Annotated in this window: 16 protein-coding genes; 10 read left to right on the top strand and 6 right to left on the bottom strand. The window is 58.6% G+C overall.

All coding sequences use genetic code 11. From position 1 onward, the window contains the following. Positions 1-28: 28 nt before the first annotated feature. From fabG1 to IEW73_RS04360, 3 genes are read left to right on the top strand one after another with little or no spacing between them, the layout of a single operon-like run. Positions 29-760 carry a 3-oxoacyl-ACP reductase FabG1 gene (gene fabG1 / locus IEW73_RS04370; RefSeq protein ID WP_188671024.1) on the top strand — a complete coding sequence of 244 codons (732 nt, stop codon included), beginning with the start codon at positions 29-31 and terminating at the stop codon, positions 758-760. A 41-nt stretch (positions 761-801) separates the two neighbouring features. After that, the gene (gene inhA / locus IEW73_RS04365; RefSeq protein WP_188671022.1) at positions 802-1,593 is read left to right on the top strand and encodes an NADH-dependent enoyl-ACP reductase InhA; all 792 of its coding nucleotides are present in this window, start codon (positions 802-804) and stop codon (positions 1,591-1,593) included. Positions 1,594-1,604: 11 nt separating this feature from the next. After that, positions 1,605-2,687, top strand: coding sequence for a ferrochelatase (locus tag IEW73_RS04360; RefSeq protein ID WP_229675743.1), 1,083 nt, complete (start codon positions 1,605-1,607; stop codon positions 2,685-2,687). Here the strand turns inward: IEW73_RS04360 and IEW73_RS04355 are convergent. Beyond that, entirely contained in the window at positions 2,648-3,457 is an 810-nt protein-coding gene (locus IEW73_RS04355; protein WP_188671018.1) for an Rv1486c family protein, read from the bottom strand. The two genes, IEW73_RS04360 and IEW73_RS04355, sit on opposite strands and share 40 nt — an antisense overlap. Before the next feature lie 66 nt (positions 3,458-3,523). Here IEW73_RS04355 and IEW73_RS04350 point away from each other — a divergent pair, with 66 nt between their 5' ends. From IEW73_RS04350 to IEW73_RS04340, 3 genes are all read left to right on the top strand, one after another. Then, positions 3,524-4,351, top strand: coding sequence for a DUF3097 domain-containing protein (locus IEW73_RS04350; protein ID WP_188672876.1), 828 nt, complete (start codon positions 3,524-3,526; stop codon positions 4,349-4,351). An 80-nt stretch (positions 4,352-4,431) separates the two neighbouring features. Next, positions 4,432-4,863 (top strand): NfeD family protein, encoded by a 432-nt coding sequence (locus tag IEW73_RS04345; protein WP_188671016.1) that lies wholly within the window; start codon positions 4,432-4,434, stop codon positions 4,861-4,863. Then, positions 4,863-5,999, top strand: a complete 1,137-nt coding sequence (locus IEW73_RS04340; protein ID WP_188671014.1) for an SPFH domain-containing protein — start codon at positions 4,863-4,865, stop codon at positions 5,997-5,999. Before IEW73_RS04345 ends, IEW73_RS04340 begins: the two co-directional genes overlap by 1 nt. On the opposite strand, the gene IEW73_RS04335 is transcribed toward IEW73_RS04340, so the two are convergent. Together IEW73_RS04335 and IEW73_RS04330 are read right to left on the bottom strand one after the other, a co-directional pair. Continuing rightward, the gene (locus IEW73_RS04335; protein WP_188671012.1) at positions 5,996-7,492 is read right to left on the bottom strand and encodes a flavin-containing monooxygenase; all 1,497 of its coding nucleotides are present in this window, start codon (positions 7,490-7,492) and stop codon (positions 5,996-5,998) included. The two genes, IEW73_RS04340 and IEW73_RS04335, sit on opposite strands and share 4 nt — an antisense overlap. A gap of 126 nt (positions 7,493-7,618) precedes the next feature. Continuing rightward, positions 7,619-8,398 (bottom strand): TVP38/TMEM64 family protein, encoded by a 780-nt coding sequence (locus IEW73_RS04330; protein ID WP_229675741.1) that lies wholly within the window; start codon positions 8,396-8,398, stop codon positions 7,619-7,621. Positions 8,399-8,586: 188 nt separating this feature from the next. Here IEW73_RS04330 and IEW73_RS04325 point away from each other — a divergent pair, with 188 nt between their 5' ends. Genes IEW73_RS04325 through meaB form a run of 3 tightly spaced genes read left to right on the top strand, consistent with a single transcriptional unit; the run spans position 8,587 to position 13,765 of the window. After that, the gene (locus tag IEW73_RS04325) at positions 8,587-10,494 is read left to right on the top strand and encodes a methylmalonyl-CoA mutase family protein (protein WP_188671010.1); all 1,908 of its coding nucleotides are present in this window, start codon (positions 8,587-8,589) and stop codon (positions 10,492-10,494) included. After that, the gene (gene scpA / locus IEW73_RS04320) at positions 10,491-12,755 is read left to right on the top strand and encodes a methylmalonyl-CoA mutase (RefSeq protein WP_229675739.1); all 2,265 of its coding nucleotides are present in this window, start codon (positions 10,491-10,493) and stop codon (positions 12,753-12,755) included. Before IEW73_RS04325 ends, scpA begins: the two co-directional genes overlap by 4 nt. 17 nt (positions 12,756-12,772) lie before the next feature. Next, positions 12,773-13,765: a methylmalonyl Co-A mutase-associated GTPase MeaB gene (gene meaB / locus IEW73_RS04315; RefSeq protein ID WP_188671008.1), complete on the top strand. Its 993-nt coding sequence runs from the start codon at positions 12,773-12,775 to the stop codon at positions 13,763-13,765. Positions 13,766-13,803: 38 nt separating this feature from the next. Here meaB and IEW73_RS04310 read toward each other — a convergent pair whose 3' ends face one another. Continuing rightward, positions 13,804-14,166, bottom strand: a complete 363-nt coding sequence (locus tag IEW73_RS04310; protein WP_188671005.1) for a hypothetical protein — start codon at positions 14,164-14,166, stop codon at positions 13,804-13,806. A 661-nt stretch (positions 14,167-14,827) separates the two neighbouring features. Here IEW73_RS04310 and IEW73_RS04305 point away from each other — a divergent pair. Beyond that, positions 14,828-15,166: a hypothetical protein gene (locus tag IEW73_RS04305; RefSeq protein ID WP_188671003.1), complete on the top strand. Its 339-nt coding sequence runs from the start codon at positions 14,828-14,830 to the stop codon at positions 15,164-15,166. Positions 15,167-15,702: 536 nt separating this feature from the next. On the opposite strand, the gene IEW73_RS04300 is transcribed toward IEW73_RS04305, so the two are convergent. Continuing rightward, positions 15,703-16,179, bottom strand: a complete 477-nt coding sequence (locus tag IEW73_RS04300) for a hypothetical protein (RefSeq protein WP_188671001.1) — start codon at positions 16,177-16,179, stop codon at positions 15,703-15,705. A gap of 465 nt (positions 16,180-16,644) precedes the next feature. After that, a complete protein-coding gene (locus IEW73_RS04295) occupies positions 16,645-18,357 on the bottom strand; it encodes an ABC transporter ATP-binding protein (protein ID WP_188670999.1) in 1,713 nt (570 codons plus the stop codon). Between the last annotated feature and the right edge of the window lies 1 nt (position 18,358).

Genomic DNA, 18,358 nt, shown 5'->3' with positions numbered 1-18,358 from the left:
ATTGGCGGCTACCGATAGGTTGGCAGTCATGCCTACTGACGTATCTAGTGGATTCACACCTCGATCAGTTCTCGTCACCGGCGGTAACCGGGGAATTGGTCTTGCCATTGCCCGACGACTCGCCGCCGATGGACACAAAGTCGCCGTTACCCACCGCGGTTCTTCGGTGCCCGATGGACTTTTTGGGGTTCAGTGCGATGTCACCGACACCGATTCAGTTGATGCCGCGTTTAGCGAGGTAGAAGCTCACCAGGGGCCAGTGGAGGTGCTTGTGTCGAACGCAGGCATCACCGATGACACCCTATTGATGCGCATGAGTGACGACCAGTTTCAACGCGTCATCGATGCCAACCTCACCGGTTCATTTCGGGTTGCCAAGCGGGCGACCCGCGCGATGTTGCGCGCACGCTTCGGGCGGTTCATTTTCCTTGGATCGGTTGTCGGACTTGGTGGGGGACCAGGTCAGGTCAACTACGCATCCTCCAAGGCAGGTGTGATCGGGATGGCACGGTCGTTGACACGTGAACTTGGGTCGCGGAACATCACCGCGAATGTGGTTGCGCCCGGTTTCATCGATACGGATATGACGTCTGATCTCGCCGACTCCCACAAAAAAATGATCGTGGACGCAATCCCGCTAGGCCGACCAGGCCAGGCTGAGGAAGTTGCTGCTGCCGTGAGCTTCCTCGCCTCCGAAGACTCCCGTTACGTATCTGGCGCTGTCATCCCGGTTGACGGCGGCCTCGGCATGGGCCACTAGGCTTTTCACCCACCCCTTTTTCTCGCTATCGGAGGTCTCACGTGAGCGGTCTGCTCGCAGGAAAACGGCTCCTTATCACTGGAGTTATCACAGATTCATCTATTGCGTTCCACGTGGCCAAAGCCGCGCAGGAGCAGGGCGCGACAGTGGTACTAACAGGGTTTGCTCGGATGCGGCTCATTGAGCGGATCGCACAACGACTACCCAAACCAGCGCCGGTTATTGAGCTAGACGTTCAGAACGAGGAGCACCTCGCCACGCTCGCCGACCGTGTGCGCGAACACGTCGATGGTATTGATGGCGTCGTCCATTCGATTGGGTTTGCTCCTCCGTCGTGTCTGGGCAGCCCCTTCATGGATTCGCCGTGGAGCGATGTAGCCGTCGCGATGGAAATTTCCGCATACTCTTACGCGGCACTGGCAAAAGCTGCGTTGCCGTTGATGTCGGAAGGCGGCTCGATTGTGGGAATGGACTTCGACCCACGGTTGGCGATGCCGTTCTACAACTGGATGGGTGTGTCCAAGGCCGCACTGGAATCAATCAACCGGTATGTCGCACGCGAGGTCGGGCCACACGGGATTCGTTCCAACCTGGTCGCGGCCGGGCCCATTCGCACACTTGCTGCGAAGGCAATCGCAGGGTCAGCAACAGGCGCTGGCGCTGAACTGAAGGAAATGAACGAGAAGTGGGACGAACGTGCCCCTATGGGATGGGACGCCGACGATCCCACACCTGTCGCGAAGACGGTATGTGCTGTCTTGTCTGATTGGTTGCCTAAGACCACTGGCTCGGTTATTTACGTTGACGGTGGCACAAGTTCCCAAGCATTCTGACAATGGACTCCATGGGTGTATGTAACGAAGACCAACAGGGGTACGACGCGCTGCTGTTCTTGTCCTTTGGTGGGCCAGAAAAACCAGCTGATGTGCGACCGTTCCTAGAAAACGTGACGCGGGGGAGAAATGTGCCCCCTGAGCGACTCGACGATGTGGCTGAGCATTACATGCACTTCGGAGGTGTGTCTCCGATCAACGCACTGAACCGCGACATCATCAACAGGGTGGCGGAGGAACTGTCAGGTCGGGGCATCCGGTTGCCGATCTATTTTGGCAACCGGAACTGGCATCCAATGGTGGAGGACACCGTCGCTGAGATGTCCCGCGATGGGGTTAAGCGGGCACTCGTTTTTCCGACGTCAGCGTGGGGCGGATATTCGGGCTGTCGCCAGTACCACGAAGACATTGCACGGGCGAGAGAATCGGTCGATGATGCCCCTGACTTGCGGAAACTACGCCACTACTACGATCACCCTTTGATGGTGGAAATGTTCGCCGATGCGATCAGGGCTGCGCAGGCGCAGTTGTCACCATCTGGTAGGGAAGGTGCGAGGCTTGTTTTCACAGCGCATTCTGTCCCGGAATCAGCTGATGCGCACGGTGGACTTCCGGACGACGGCGGATACCTGTACAGCCGACAGGTGAACGAAGCCGCGGCACTGTGCGCGAGCAAAGCGGGTTTTGCGGAGTTCGACGTGGTGTGGCAGTCGCGGTCTGGTCCACCGCAGATCCCGTGGCTTGAACCTGACATCTGTGACCACATCGAATACGTGGCGGCTCAGGGCCACCGCAGCGTCATCGTGTGTCCGGTTGGATTTGTTTCCGATCACCTTGAAGTGGTGTGGGATCTCGACACGGAGGCACAGGAAGCGGCAGCCGAGCACAATGTGGAACTCGTCAGGGCTGCGACTCCGGGCACCGATAGCCGTTTCGCAACCATGATCGTCGATCTCATCGACGAGGAACTGTCGGGTGCGCAGGCCGTTCGTCTCGGTGCTCAACCTTCGCGGGGTGCGACCTTGAACGGTGAGCCCTGCGGTGAGGGCTGTTGTCAGATTCCGCGTCGTCGGCCAGCGTCGGCGCAAGCATAAATAGCGGCTAGTCGAGCCTCTCTCACTGCTGTGCGCAGCGGGCGCAGCACGTCCTCTCGGGCGGTGGCGCCCGTTGCGGTCAGCGATCCCAACGGGCTGTGATCATCAGCTACACGCAAGATCGCGTCGATCTCGTTGGCGGAATCAAATACCCGCGCTGCCCGTGGGGGTATGGAATCTGGGTATCGGAAAGTCGAAAGGTCGGCAAGGGCCTCGACGATGAGTGGGCGTACGTCGCCGGGGCCTGCGAGGTCAGTGAACTCAAGTGTTCCTAGTGCTGCGGCCGCATCGCGAGTGGCCGTTCGTAAGAGGTATTCAGCTTCCCCCAGCGGATGTGGTTGAACGAGGGGTGCGGCTTGCTCTAGCGGGAAAATGCACCAGGAAAGCCCTTCGTCTCCCTCGGCCGAGGGCACAAGTCCCATTGATTCAGTGTCAGAATGCAGAATGACGGCTTCGCCCTCGGAGAATGCGGCTGCGCTGAAAGCTGTACCGGGTGGAAGTCCGCGTGCGTCGCCCGGAGCGGGCAGAACCACCGAGATTGCGCTGGTTGTCCCGCAGACGTGCCTCAGTAGGCGCAGCAGGTGCATTGCAGAACCGTCCGACTCCTCAGCCCAGCTATCCATTGCCGGTGCGTGCGTGACGCGCTCACCAACAGTGATGAAATGCAGCGGAGCCCACTGGTGTAGTGCGTCAATGACGTCATCGGGGGCGCTGTGGCCGTTCAGCCACGAGCTACCCCATACGGCGAGCGTGGCACTGGGAGAGGACATGACAAAACAGCATAGATCGGCGTGGCGACATCTACCATCCACGCAGATCAGATACTGTTTTGCGTTGTGGTGGACAACAGGTACACAGGTGACATTCTCGGTGGTCATGCGCGGAACCGACGCAAAACCTACCCAGCTTTAGCCGCAGAAATCGGGATGGTGGTCGAAGACGCCGTCACTGGGTACTGCGGTGCAATTGTGGGGTTTGAGCGCACGTATGACGGCGATTTCCTTCGCATAGAAGACGCTGCGAGGTGTACACGGTTGTTCCGCCTGCGCGACGGCGGGTTTCTTCTGGAAGGCGAGCGCGTCACGTTGACCCGCCCCGTTGCGAAAGCACCAGAGAAATTGACGCGCAGTGCATCCGGTTCTGTTCGGGTCAGCAATGTTAAGGCGCGCACTGCGCGTGCGAGCCGCATTTGGGTGGAAGGCGTGCACGACGCTGAACTGGTGGAGAAGGTGTGGGGCCACGACCTACGTGTCGAAGGTGTCGTTGTCGAGCCTTTGAGTGGCCTAGACAATTTGGGTGCGAAACTCGCTGAGTTTCAACCCGGCCCTAACCGCAAGGTGGGAGTTCTCGTGGACCACCTGGTGTCGGGTTCAAAGGAGGCGCGGCTTACGCAGAACCTTGGACAGCACGTCATGGTTACGGGGCATCCTTTTGTTGACATTTGGCAGGCTGTGCGCCCCCGCGCAGTCGGAATTACGGAGTGGCCACGAATTCCGATGGGCCAGGACTGGAAAACCGGCATATGCGACGCGCTTGGGTGGGGAACACCACAGGACGGCTGGATTCACGTCAGCTCGTCGGTTTCGTCGTTCCGCGACTTGGAGTCGGACCTGATCGGGGCTGTTGAGCGGCTTGTCGACTTTGTGACGGAACCCGGTTCCTAGATCACTTTCGCTGCCGTCATGTGGCGATCGTTACCGGCTAGAGGTTGCCGCATGAGTTCCACGCCGGTTAGATGGAGTGTGTGACAGCGCTCTTATGGTTTATTGGTGCCGCAGTACTTGCTGTCGGCGAAATGGTAGTTGGCGAGTTTTTCCTCTTAATGCTCGCCGGTGCAGCGCTCGCAACCGCGGGATTCAGTGCAGTCTTTGACTTTCCGATTTGGGTCGACGCGCTGTTCTTCCTCGGCACGTCGGTCGCACTGCTCCTCGGAGTACGACCGTTGCTGGTGAAGAAGCTGCACTCGCATCCCGCGATTGAGGGGACCGTTGCGGAGCTAGAGGGCAAGTCAGCTGTGGTAACACAGGAAGTCAGCGCCACTGCGGGGCAGGTTCGCTTGTCCGGTGACCTCTGGACCGCGCGGCCAATTGATCCGACTGAACAGTACCCACCTGGTACTGATGTGATTGTCGCTCAAATCCAAGGATCGACCGCCATCGTTTGGAGGCAACCCTGATGGAAGTTTTACTCGTCGTCGCGGTACTTATCGTTCTTGCCGTCGTAGTACTCGCTAAGTCTGTCGCACTGATACCTCAAGCCGAGTCTGCCGTGGTCGAGCGGTTCGGCAAGTACACCCGCACTATTTCTGGGCTGAACTTTCTCATTCCTTTCGCTGATCGGATTCGTGCGCGGGTAGATACACGTGAACAAGTTGTGTCTTTCCCCCCGCAGTCTGCGATTACCAAAGACAACTTGCGTCTCATGATCGACACAGTGGTGTATTTCCGTGTCACCGATCCAAGCGCTGCCGTGTATGGCATTAACAACTACATCGGCGGTGTGGAGCAACTCACCACCACCACACTCCGCAATGTTGTCGGTGGGATGACGCTGGAAGAAACCCTGACCTCGCGTGACGTCATTAACCAACAGCTCAGCGGCGCCCTGGATGAGAAGACGTCCGGTTGGGGTCTCAAGATCGGTGGCGTAGAACTTCGCAGTATTGACCCACCACCATCGGTGCAAGAGTCGATGGAAAAGCAAATGAAGGCCGACCGGGAAAAGCGTGCCACCATCCTCACGGCTGAAGGCCACCGTGAGTCTGCCATTCGGACTGCGGAGGGGCAGAAGCAAGCGCGCATTCTCGAAGCGGAAGGTTCAAAGCAGGCCACCATTCTTGACGCCGAAGGTGAACGGCAGTCCGCGATCTTGCGCGCTCAGGGTGACCGTGCCGCCGCCTACCTGAACGCTCAGGGTGAAGCGAAAGCTATCGAGAAAGTCTTCGCTGCCATCAAGAAGGGGCGGCCCACGCCTGAGTTGTTGGCCTACACCTACCTCCAGACCTTGCCCAAGATGGCCGAAGGCGATGCAAACAAGGTGTGGGTTGTGCCTAGCGATTACAACGCTGCGCTGCAGGGTTTCGCGAAGCAATTGGGCGCACCGGGTAAGGACGGCGTTTTCCGGTTTGAACCGAGCTCAGTCGAGGACGATCTTCCCAGTCCCGAGGAAACCCCAGAGGGCATCGAAGATTGGTTCGACATCAGAACTGATCCCGCTGTCGACGCCGCTGTCAAGGCTGCCGAGGCTGAGGCACAGAAGCCGATTGAGACTGGGCTCGGCGAACTTGGCCGCGGCCTAGTGCAGGACTCTTAGCTTCTGGCTTGAGCTTCAGCGAAGTGTTTCTCCGGGTCCGCCTTCGCCGTTAACTTGCGGTAGGTGAAGGTGTACCCGGGCCACAGCGTCGAGTTCCGTCCCTTTTCGTCTAGGTACCAACTATTGCAGCCGCCTTCGAGCCACACTGTGCCTGCGGATTTTTGCTCGATAAGTTCAACCCACTCGTCTTGCGCTTCAGGTAGCGGTTCGATGGCGGCGAGGTGGTTGTCGTTGACGTACTTGATGGCATCGACGATGTAGCGCAACTGCGCTTCGATGATGAACACGATGGAACTGTGTCCGAGGCCGGTGTTGGGACCCACCATGTGGAAGTAGTTGGGGAAGTCCGCGACGGTGATTCCGAGGTACGCCTCGGGACTGCCTCGCCACGTTTCTTCGAGCGTCTTCCCTGTGCGGCCTCGTACGTGCTGCGCGATGGCGGTGTCGGTGACATGGAACCCGGTGCCCCAAATAATGCAGTCGACGGGGTACTCGACACCGTCAGTGGCGACAACTGAGTTCTCAGTGATGCGTGCGATTCCTGCGGTGGTGACGTCGGTATTGGGTTTGTCGAGGGTCGCATAGTAATTGTTGGACATGAGGACTCGCTTGCACCCAAGCTGAAAGGACGGGGTGAGCTTCTTGCGCAGTTCTTTGTCCTTCACCTGGCGGCGAATGTTGTACCGCCCGACGGCTTCGGCGATGCGCAGAGCTGATCGAATTTTCGTGAACCCAATGACGTAGCTTTCGCGGTACCAGTACGTGGTGTAGCGGGCTAGACGCTGCAATAAAGGAATCCGTCGAAACAACGACTTTTCGAGGTCAGAGAACTTGCGATCACGGCGGGGGAGAATCCACGGCGCGGTGCGTTGAAACAGAATCATGCTCGCCACTGAAGGTTGAATTTCAGGCACGAACTGTATTGCGGATGCGCCTGTGCCGATGACGGCAACGCGTTTTCCTTGCAAGTCGTATTCGTGGTTCCACTGCGCTGAGTGAAACATTTCGCCAGCAAAATTTTCGGTTCCAGGGATCGTTGGTATCGACACTTCAGACAATGGCCCGGTGGCGTTGATGAAGATGTCTGCGGTGAGTTGACCAGCGCTCGTATTGAACCGCCACACCTTGGCTTTGTCGTCCCATGCCGCGTCGTCGAGCGTGGTGCTCAGTCGAACTTTTGGCATGATGCCGTATTCGCGTGCTGTGCGTTGGAGGTACGCATAGATTTCAGGCTGGGGGGAGAAGCTGCTGCTCCAGTTGGGATTCTGCGCGAACGAGTAGGAGTACAACACTGACGGCACGTCGCATGCGCAGCCTGGGTAGGAGTTTGCTTGCCATGTGCCCCCAACATCGTCAGCTTTTTCGAGAATGACAAAGTCTGTGAATCCACTCTGCGTGAGGCGAATGGCTGCGCCAAGGCCCGAAAAGCCGGCCCCTGCGATGAGGACGTGTGTGTGGGGTGGCAGTGGAGTAATTGGCGGTGGGGTTGTCATGATGTCTCCATTTCGCAGCGCTGGTGTAGAACTACCCAGTACACACAGTCTTGCTGAAACGGTGCCATGTTGTGGCGTGTTTGTGACCCGCAGTATTTTCTTTGTTAGACCGCCGACGGTGAGGCGTTAAGCGGCCGCGAGGCGTGCGTCGCGTGCGGAGAGCTTGTTGTCGATGATGAGCCCGACGACACCGATGCCGATGAGTATTCCGGAGACGACGATGAGTCGTGGATCTGTAGTCCCTGTGATGGCATCGGCGAGGAGTATTACGCCGGTGGTTCCGGGAATCATGCCAATGATGGTGGCGACAGTGAAGGGCATGACGCGGATGGATGACAGCCCACACGAATAGTTGACGATGGAGAACGGCAACGGTGCGATGAGCCGTAGCGAAGCCACAGCGAGCCAGCCACGTCGAGCGAGGCGCTCGTTGACATCATGAAATGCCTGCATCGAGATGCGGGCGTGGACGTAATCCCGGGCCACCGTGCGTACGACGATGAGGGACACGACAGCAGCCAATGCGCCGGCGACGATGGATATCGCTATACCGGGCAGAACGCCGAACAAGACGCCACCTGTCACGGTGAACATAGTGCGTGGCACGGGGAAGAGGATGACGACGAAGTTAACGACGGCAAAGGCGAGGAGAAAGAGGGGGCCAAGGTCGGCCGCCCAAATGCGCATCTCAGCCACGGTGGGAACTGGGACACTCATGAACACGACAACTGCTACGACAACAATGAACAGTGCAGCACTGATGCGAACGCGTGGAGATTGCGACGCGGCGATCGCTCGAACTTTCCACCGTGACTGCGGTTCGGCTGCTTGCGGTTCGGCAGTGGTGACATCAGCACTGAATGCGCCAACTTCGACGCCTTTAGGCTCGTGCGAGTCACTTGTCATAAAACCCAAGGATACGGCCTGAACTGCAAATGTCCGAGTTGTGACAGCCGCAATCTGGGAATAAGTTAAGAATCTCACATGGTCAATTAACGCTGTAACGGGTGCCGTACGTGCGAAAGCGCGGGCGAATCTGCTTCTAGGGGTGGCATGTTGCTCCACCGTGAGTGATCCCCACTAGACTCTCTCCAATGACGGTCGACGATGCACCGAGCACCGGTCCGGATCTCACGTCTTGGCGGCGTGCGGTCGCGGCAGTGCTCGCGAAGAGTCAGGGCAAGGCACCGGAAGAGTTTGGCGAGCTTCCGGACGACTTCCTTGTCGCAAATACGCTGGACGGGCTGTCGGTGCGTCCCCTCTACACCAGCGAGGATGAAGTCCCTGAGCAACCATTGCCTGGGCAGTTCCCCTTCACCAGGGGCACTAACGCATTGCGCGACGTTCACCAAGGTTGGTATGTGACGTGCCGTTTCGGCGATGGCGCAACGACCGCGGCCGATCTAAACGATGAAATTCTTGGCGCGCTGCAAAATGGTGCAGGTGCGCTGTGGGTGACAGTCCGCGACGATAACATCGCCGTCGAAGAACTCGGTCGCGTATTGAGCGGCGTTTACTTGGACCTCGCACCCGTCATCCTCGACGCTGGGACACGCACCGCCGCGGCAGCTAATGCTGTGTTGGCGCTCTTAGATGAACGTGGCCGGGAGAATGAGTTCGACCGCACATCGGTACGCATCAGCCTCGGTGCCACACCGCTAACAAGCGCTTTTGCAGCAACAGAGGGTTCAACGGCCGCGACAGTAGATCTGCCAGAGGCGCTGGCACTGGCCAAAACCGCTGGTTCTCGCGACGAACAAATACGGGCCATCACCGTCGACGGCACTGTGTTCCACGATGCTGGAGCGCACGATGTGCAAGAACTAGGGGCCGCGTGCGCTGCGGCAGTCGAATATGTTTCCGCGATGATGAGCGATGGGCTCACTGCAGCCCAGGCACTAGCGCAGATTGAGTTCCGCTTTGGTGCCACGGATGACCAATTCCACACCATTGCTAAATTCAGGGCGGCCCGGCAGGTGTGGGCGCGTGTAGCGGAAGCGCTGGGGGCTCCGGAATGTGGTGACGCACCGCAGCATGCGGTGACGTCGTCGGCGATGATGACGCAGCGTGACCCGTGGGTAAACATGCTCCGTACGACCGTCGCCGCGTTTGGTGCAGGTGTTGGTGGCGCGGACTTTGTCACCGTCCTACCATTCGATTCCGCCTTGCCTGCTTCGGCGCTTGATGTGTCAGCGTCATTTGCGCAGCGCATTGCCCGCAACACTCAACTGCTACTACTTGAGGAAGCAAACGTGGGGCGGGTCGTCGACCCAGCTGCCGGATCGTGGTTCGTCGAGCGGCTCACTGCTGACATCGCGAACGCGGCATGGGAGGTCTTCCAGGAGATTGAAAGCGGCGGCGGATACCTCAGTGTTGTGAAATCTGGCGAACTCCACACCACCATTGCGCGCACTCGCGAGGAACGCGACTCTCAAGTCGCCTCGCGCACAATGAAAATTACGGGAATTAACGAGTTTCCGAACCTCGCTGAGAAACCAATCGCGTCGGATAGCAGTGACGCTCCACATCGCCTCCCGGGCGGGCGCGTTCATCGCTATGCCGAACCGTTTGAGTCCTTGCGCGACAGGTCAGATCACCATCTTGCACGGACGGGTGAACGGCCCCAGGTTCTCCTTGCCCCGCTGGGCCCTTTGGCGGAACACAACGTGCGCACAACCTTTGTGACGAACCTTCTCGCCGCCGGTGGTATCGAAGCCATCAACCCTGGTGTGACGAATATCGAATCGATCGCAGAACAAGCGGATGAAACCAACGCAGCGCTCATCGTGATCTGCGGCTCAGACAAGCGTTACGCCGACGAAGCAAGCGCGGCCATTGAAGCCTTGAAGGCTGACGGCCGTACGGTGCTACTCGCTGGTTCCGCTTCAGCGCTCAGTGGTGGCGCTCTGAGCGGCGGAACTGAGCCCGATGGTTTTGTCTCCGGCCGGATGGACGCAGTGCAGGCGCTGAGTGACATGCTCGAAAAGTTGGGGGTCAAGTGACAACGCAGCAACACAGGCCAGCCGGATTCCCGCAGTTCTGCGACATTCCGCTGAGCAGTGGCGACGATTCGGTCGGTCCACCTCCCACACGGGACGACGCAACCAATTTTGCAGCGACCGCAGCGGAAGCAAACAACTACACAGCCGACGACGTGGTGTGGCATACCCCGGAAGGCATTTCGGTCAACCCGGTCTTCACGGCAGCGGACCGAGACGCAGCGGTGACCGAAGGGTACCCACTCGACAGTGTGCCTGGAGCCGCCCCGTTCGTTCGCGGACCGTATCCCACAATGTATGTAAACCAGCCATGGACCATCCGGCAATATGCGGGGTTCTCCACGGCAGCTGAGTCCAACGCTTTCTACCGACGCAACCTCGCCGCAGGTCAGAAAGGCCTGTCCGTCGCGTTCGATCTTGCGACTCACCGCGGGTACGACTCGGACCACCCTCGCGTTGAAGGCGACGTGGGCATGGCCGGTGTTGCGATCGACTCAATACTTGACATGCGTCAACTCTTCGACGGTATCGACCTCGGCAGCGTCTCGGTATCGATGACGATGAATGGTGCGGTACTACCCATTCTGGCGTTGTACGTGGTCGCTGCCGAGGAACAAGGCGTGCCGCCAGAAAAGCTTGCTGGCACCATTCAGAACGACATCCTCAAAGAGTTCATGGTCCGCAACACCTACATTTATCCGCCGAAACCTTCGATGCGGATCATCTCGGACATTTTCTCGTTTACAAGCACGAAGATGCCGAAATTCAACTCCATTTCCATTTCGGGGTACCACATTCAAGAAGCCGGAGCGACCGCCGACCTAGAGTTGGCGTACACCCTCGCTGATGGGGTTGAGTACCTCAAAGCAGGTCTCGAAGCTGGCCTCGATATCGACAAGTTCGCTCCGCGGTTGTCGTTCTTTTGGGGCATCGGCATGAACTTCTTCATGGAAGTTGCCAAACTTCGCGCAGGTCGGTTGCTGTGGAGCGAACTGGTTAGCGAATTTAACCCGAAGAATGCGAAGTCACTGTCACTTCGTACGCACTCGCAAACATCAGGTTGGTCGCTGACAGCACAAGATGTGTTCAACAATGTTGCGCGTACCTGCATTGAAGCGATGGCGGCGACGCAAGGGCACACGCAATCGCTGCACACCAACGCACTGGATGAGGCATTGGCGTTGCCGACGGACTTTTCGGCACGAATCGCCCGCAACACTCAGTTGCTCTTGCAACAAGAATCGGGAACGACGCGGCCCATCGATCCATGGGGCGGGTCCTACTACGTGGAGTGGCTCACCCACGAACTCGTCAAACGCGCCAGGGCCCGCATCGACGAAGTTGCGGAACACGGCGGCATGGCGCAGGCCATCGATGATGGAATTCCAAAATTACGCATTGAGGAAGCAGCGGCCCGTACTCAAGCGCGGATCGATTCTGGTCGCCAACCGGTGATTGGCGTCAACAAGTACCAAGTTGACGATGACCACGAAATCGAAGTTCTCAAGGTTGAAAACTCGCGAGTACGTACGGAGCAGCTAGAGAAATTGCAGCAACTTCGTGCTGATCGTGGTCCGCAAGCCGTCCAGGCTGCCCTCGACAGGTTGACCTTTGCGGCCGGGCACCCCGATGAGCCTGGCGAAACCAACCTGTTGGCATTGGCGATTGATGCGGCGCGAGCTAAAGCGACCGTGGGCGAGATCTCTGACGCCTTGGAGAAAGTATTTGGGCGACACCAGGCAGAAATCCGCACCCTCAGTGGGGTCTACAAGGATGAGGCAGGGTCGGCGACCAACGTGACAAAAGCAACGGAAGTGGTGCAAAAGTTCGCTGAGGCAGAGGGACGCCGACCTCGTGTCCTTGTCGCCAAGATGGGCCAAGACGGACACGACCGAGGCCAGAAGGTTATCGCCACAGCATTCGCGGACCTAGGATTCGACGTCGATGTGGGCCCACTGTTCCAAACACCTGGTGAGGTAGCGCAACAGGCCGCCGACAACGATGTGCATGTTGTTGGTGTGTCGTCGCTTGCGGCTGGCCACCTCACGCTCGTTCCAGCCCTACGCGACGCTCTCGCCTCCGTTGGCCGCTCCGACATCATGATCGTCGTCGGGGGAGTGATTCCACCGGGTGATTTCGATGAACTGTACGCTGCTGGCGCGGCAGCGATCTTCCCACCAGGCACAGTGATTGCAGATGCAGCTGTCAATCTCTTGGAGAAGTTGGCTGACCAGTTGGGGCATGACCTAAGCGAGCCTGCCTGAGTATGGATGCCTGAATCATGGACACAGACGCACTCGCCGACGCTATTAGAAGCAATCGGCGGGCCGACCTCGCACGCGCGATCACATTAGTTGAGTCCACCCGCCGCGACCATCGCGACCGTGCCCAACAGCTCCTGTTGAAACTGCTTCCAGACTCGGGGTCCGCCTACAGGGTTGGGATCACAGGCGTGCCGGGCGTCGGTAAATCCACGTTCATTGACGCACTCGGAATGCACCTCGTCGCGCAGGGGCACAAAGTGGCTGTCCTTGCCGTGGACCCGTCCTCAACTCGCACCGGTGGATCAATCCTGGGCGACAAGACACGCATGGCGCGACTGGCCGTTGATCCCAATGCCTACATTCGTCCATCGCCCACCGCCGGAACCCTCGGTGGGGTAGCGAAGGCTACTCGCGAAACAATGGTTCTTGTTGAAGCCGCCGGTTACGACGTCATACTTGTCGAAACCGTGGGGGTAGGGCAGTCCGAAGTGACCGTGGCGAACATGGTGGACTGCTTCTGCTTCCTCACATTGGCCCGGACGGGTGACCAGCTGCAGGGCATCAAGAAGGGTGTCCTCGAACTCGCAGACATCGTGACGGTCAATAAAGCCGACGGACCCCACGAGCGTGACGCAAAGAAAGCCGCGAGGGAACTTGCGGGCGCGATGAGGCTAATTCACCCCAAAGAATCGCTGTGGCAGCCTCCCGTGCTCACGATGAGTGCCCTCGAAGACGTCGGGGTGGATACGTTCTGGGAGACCGTCCTCAAGCACCGCGACACTTTGACCAAAGCCGGGGTGTTTGACGAACGCCGACGACAACAACAGGTCGATTGGACGTGGTCGATGGTGCACGACCAGTTGCTCCAGCGGCTCGCTGACAATCCTGATGTGAAGGCGATGCGCAGCGGCGTCGAGGCAGCGGTAAGAAGCGGCGAACTCACCGCGGCCCTCGGAGCTCAGCAGATTCTCGACGCTTTCGACGGATCGTCAGGGCCTGCTGGTGGGTGACGACACAGCTCTGAACTGACATTCGGGGCTTGTCTACATTATCTATCTAGACATTGACCGACATCATCAAGCGTCCACTGGTCCAGGGCATCTTCGATGCGTGCATAGTCCGGCCAGTCCGTCACCCTGTGCGCGGTCTCGTCCAAGCTGACAATAGCTTCACTATCCGGACTCGCGAGTCGGACCTCCAACTCCGTCACTTCAAGCGGTGCCGCGGTCCTGACGCCCCACACCGCGCTCTGCGTCGCCCCATCAGAATCAAGAAACGTCATCGCGACTACGTAATAGCCGCTAGCCCCTGCATCACTGAGGTGATTTTCTATCCAGGGAGAGCGCACGGCAGACGCTGATACAGGAACGATGGTTACGCCTTGGGAACGACTCGCGATCCGATCAGTCACCTGCGAACTAACTTCCTTGCATTCCGGGCCCCTGGGTTTCCCCACTTCCTGAAATAGCATGACCAAAAAGGCTCCACTCACAACCACTACCAGTAGCAGGACCATGATCTCGATCCGGGAGTTTTTTCGGGACATGTGGTCAGCCTTCCTGTCCGTACGCCTCCAAACAGGTAGTGCAGATGCCCTGCCAGTGGAGCCTACTGTAGCCCCACTGGCAGCCGTCCACGCCTGTGACAACACCAATAGGCTGGGTAAGGATCAGTGCCTCCGCTACCAGTTCGTCGTCAATCTCGTGGCCAGCCGCAGTGAGGAGCTCGGCCGCCCCTGTTCTGGAATCTAGTGTGCGTGATCGAACACTGCCCGGCCACCGTCTCCTGAAGATCCTCCTAGGCCGCATGTCCGAGCCCTTCCTCGTGTGCGCAAGGTTCCGGTATGGCGGTAGCTTGCGCCGCAGGTCAGGTGAAAAACCAGCCGGGGTGTGAACGCTAGAACTAGACAACGGTTGCTTAGAGTTGCCATTCGTTTCAGTGCCCTGGCGCGCCGAGGTCGATCGTAAAGGCGCAGGCTGAGTTCGCGCAGGCGGCAAAAACCACTTGCTCGTGCCGCGGGTAGGTAATGCGACCTACAGTTCGATGCACTTCGACGGGAGTAAAATCCGAGTATGACGCACGTTCGCGGTGGTGCAACGAATGCGGAGGCTCCTCGTCACCGACCCTTTGCTGCAGTCAGCATCGCGTGTTCCGTAGCCGCCGCAACGTATTTTCTTACGGCCACAAATGTCGTAGATGCAAGCGGTCCAACTGCTTACATCTCTCTGTCAGTGCCCGTGATACTAGGGATCATCGCACTGGTCAATCGGCACCGCATCGTCGTGCTGCTATGCGCCATCCTCCTTGTAGGCTATTGCGTACTCGGGCTTCTGTCTGTGGGTGCGTACTTCATCCCTGCGGCATTTGCCCTGAGTGTGGGTGCGGCCCTCCGCTACACGGTGAAAGTCTGACCGCGAGGTTATGACAAGCTCCCTACGAACTATCACCGGCGGACAGTTGTATTCCGGAGCCCGAAGCGACCCAGCCCTAGCTTGCAGCGACTTCTGGGACTACACACCACACAGCATTTGCGAATTGACTTGGCCAGGTCGGTAAGGTCAGAAGCGCTGCGTCCACCGAATGTCAACGGCCCAGCATTTCGCTTCGATTCACCGAAGATTGCACCGCGGCACGCGTAGAGACTACCTCCCCGCTCAGCTGCCCACGCTGCAATCCAAGGCAGCAAGATACCCGCGTGGTGAGCGCGGGGCGTCTGCGACGTCCACAGCCTTTAAATAGGCGCAAAGCCGGATCTGCCCGCGCGTTATGAGATGGATAGAGAGTGACGCTTCTCGGGTTTGTGCGCCTCTAAACTCGGAGACAGGCCGCAATATCCGAAAGTACGTGCCATGGTGAATTTAAAAGCAGTTCCAGTCCCGCTAAGCCACTGAGACTTTCGCGTGGGTCATGTGCGAAAATGGAGACTGATACCTCGCCATCGTGGCGTCTAGAGCTCGTCCGCTTGCGTCCAGCGTTCCCTAGCAGCCTGTTTGCCGAGGCCCGTCTCTTCCCCGATGGTGGCCCAGTGAGACCCATTTCGCATTGCGTGGCGCACCGCTGCGGCCAGTTCGTCATCAAGTTTGGTGATCCGCTGCTTATGGTGGGCGATCCGGTCGAGAAGCACACGGATGTGTACCAGCGGAACGGTGTCGTACACGAATTGCTCCCATTCAGGGCGCAGCACATCATCCATAAACCGCTCATCTGGATCGACCTTGCCGGTGAACCCTTCTGGGATCCGGTGCAACGTCGGCGATACCCAGCCGGCTACATCCGCTGCCCGCCAGAACACACCCTCACGCTCACACCGCTCCGCTACCGCCTGATCCGACTTCCTGTCTTTAACGACCTTGCCGTCCGTGTCTAGGACTTGCGCGTATCCCTCATACCCACGAGCGCCTGGCACATTGATAACCCAACCCATGCCTCCAAGCTAGCTTGAAAACGAGGTGTCGTCTGGACAATGTGACGGTAGGTGCACTTTTAAGGGCAAAGACTGCCGCCAGCCCGTTGACCATGAATGACGGTCGGTTACTAGCGCGCTGAAACTTAGCCCGGGCATAAAGCCCTGCACCCGAGACAGAAGCTTATGAAGGGGCTCTGTGCCCGGCAGAGACTCGGATGGCGCAATTCCCCTTTGTCCTCACGCCCTCAGTGCACTGCGCACGATGCGCCACATTGGTGATGTTGCGGCCCGCGATCGAGGTCCACGCGGAACCACAAAAAGATGCAGAGCCGCGCTGATCGGCCCGAAGCACAACTGGCAACCCCGAAACTCGGCGAACGAACACGTCCAGTAACACATGGTTCGTACGCCTTGAAGTGACATACGGGCAGATGACAGCGATTGCGCTGCTAGGTAGGTAGTACGGGCATGACCGGTATACCGCTATTCGGGCAAGGTGTCTGGAGATCTCGGCGCGGCGGCGGCACCCACTTCAGAAGGAGTCAGTGGGGTCCACGACCATCCCAACGACCGGGCTAGTGTCGGCAACTGCGGAAGAGTGCCGTAGACGTCTAACAATAGTTCGCTGGCGCAGAGCGCTCGAGTAGGGCGGTCGGCGACAATCTGCCCACCGTTGATGAGGACGACGCGATCACAATTTTCTGCCACAAAATCAAGATCATGGCTGATGGTGACGACGGTGCGGCCCTGGTCGCGCAATGCTGCGACGAGTTGAGTGAGTCGCGCCAGGCCGTGCCCATCAAGGCCCACGGTGGGTTCGTCTAAAACAACGACTGGTGTACGCATCGCGAGAACAGATGCGAGCGCCACCATTTTGCGTTCTGCATGGCCGAGTTCGTGGGGATGGTCATCAACATGCGCGGAAAGACCGGTGAGTGACAGTGCGTCGGCCACCCGCTCGTCTACATCGACAAAGCCGCAGTGCCGGGGACCGTAGGCAACTTCGTCATAAATGGTTGAGCAGAACAGTTGGTTGTCGGGGTCCTGAAACAGAACGCCAACACGGCGAGAAATCTTATGCGGTGCGGTCCGGCTTGTGTCGGCATCACCGACATACACGACACCATTATCCGGGCGGACAGTTCCGTTAAGAATGTTCGCGATGGTTGATTTTCCGGCTCCGTTTCGTCCTACCAGCGCTACCTGGTTTCCTGCGGGGATCTCAAGATTTACCCCGCGTAGCGCAGCGATGCCCCCAGAAAATGCGACGTGAACGTCGTTGAGTTGTATTGGTACACCTGGTGGTCGGTGGAGAACGGAGTGATGCGACCGCCGCACGTTTGGCGGTGGGGGCGGCGGAGGTAGGGGAGTTCCGCCGAAGAACCCTTCGGCCTCTGCCAGCGATACGGGGAGTCGCCCGGAAGTTGCGCCAGTCGCTTCAGCCGCGAGCGAATAGCGCGACGGTTTAATTCCGTGATTAATTGTGGTGGTCGAACTCAGTACGGCGCTGGGGCCGCCGCTTGTCTGTACACGACCTGCATCAAGCACCACAACGTCGTCAACGTGGTCGTACAGGGTGGGGATTCGATGTTCAACGAGCAGGACAGTAGTCCCCGCAGCCGATGCGTCGTGGAGCAGTCGAAACACTCGATCGGTGCCAGGACGGTCGAGCATCGTTGTCGGTTCGTCGAGTATGAGCAGGCGTGGTTCCAAGACCAACGCAGACGCAATCGCGACACATTGCTGCTCGCCGCCCGACAAAGTTGCGGGTGCCCGATCAGCCAGATGGTCCAGCATGAGTCCTTGCAAAACTTGGTTTATACGCTGGTGCATCACGTCGGGGGATACGCCATGGTGTTCGAGCCCAAATGCCATTTCGTCGACGACAGTGGGGGCAAAACCTGTCAAGAAGACGGAAGGGCTATCGCCGACGTAGGAAACCAGTGAACTTCGCGAATGTGCAGCCATATCAGCCAACGAGTACCCATCGATGGTGATGTTGCCTTCGACTACGCCCGACCCTCGCCATCCAGCAACAAGTCGGGCTAGCGTAGTTTTGCCGCTGTTGTTCGCGCCGACTACTGCGCAGATTTTCCCGGCACTGATGGTCAACGAAACATCGTTTAGCGCGGGATCTGCTCTATCGGGGTACCAGTAGGAAAGTCCGGTGACTTCAACAGCATGACGATCAGGCACG

The sequence above is a fragment of the Hoyosella rhizosphaerae genome, from assembly GCF_014643175.1.
In the GTDB taxonomy this organism is placed as follows: Bacteria; Actinomycetota; Actinomycetes; order Mycobacteriales; family Mycobacteriaceae; genus Lolliginicoccus; species Lolliginicoccus rhizosphaerae.
Note: the sequence above shows the minus strand (reverse complement) of the source record. Positions and strands in the feature narration are given on the sequence as shown.

Coding starts and splice junctions, on each gene's coding strand:
- IEW73_RS04335 (WP_188671012.1), bottom strand. CDS start 7,492: ATGACAACCCCACCGCCAATTACTCCACTGCCACCCCACACACACGTC.
- IEW73_RS04325 (WP_188671010.1), top strand. CDS start 8,587: ATGACGGTCGACGATGCACCGAGCACCGGTCCGGATCTCACGTCTTGG.
- IEW73_RS04355 (WP_188671018.1), bottom strand. CDS start 3,457: ATGTCCTCTCCCAGTGCCACGCTCGCCGTATGGGGTAGCTCGTGGCTG.
- fabG1 (WP_188671024.1), top strand. CDS start 29: ATGCCTACTGACGTATCTAGTGGATTCACACCTCGATCAGTTCTCGTC.
- IEW73_RS04330 (WP_229675741.1), bottom strand. CDS start 8,398: ATGACAAGTGACTCGCACGAGCCTAAAGGCGTCGAAGTTGGCGCATTC.
- IEW73_RS04360 (WP_229675743.1), top strand. CDS start 1,605: ATGGGTGTATGTAACGAAGACCAACAGGGGTACGACGCGCTGCTGTTC.
- meaB (WP_188671008.1), top strand. CDS start 12,773: ATGGACACAGACGCACTCGCCGACGCTATTAGAAGCAATCGGCGGGCC.
- IEW73_RS04300 (WP_188671001.1), bottom strand. CDS start 16,179: ATGGGTTGGGTTATCAATGTGCCAGGCGCTCGTGGGTATGAGGGATAC.
- IEW73_RS04340 (WP_188671014.1), top strand. CDS start 4,863: ATGGAAGTTTTACTCGTCGTCGCGGTACTTATCGTTCTTGCCGTCGTA.
- IEW73_RS04305 (WP_188671003.1), top strand. CDS start 14,828: ATGACGCACGTTCGCGGTGGTGCAACGAATGCGGAGGCTCCTCGTCAC.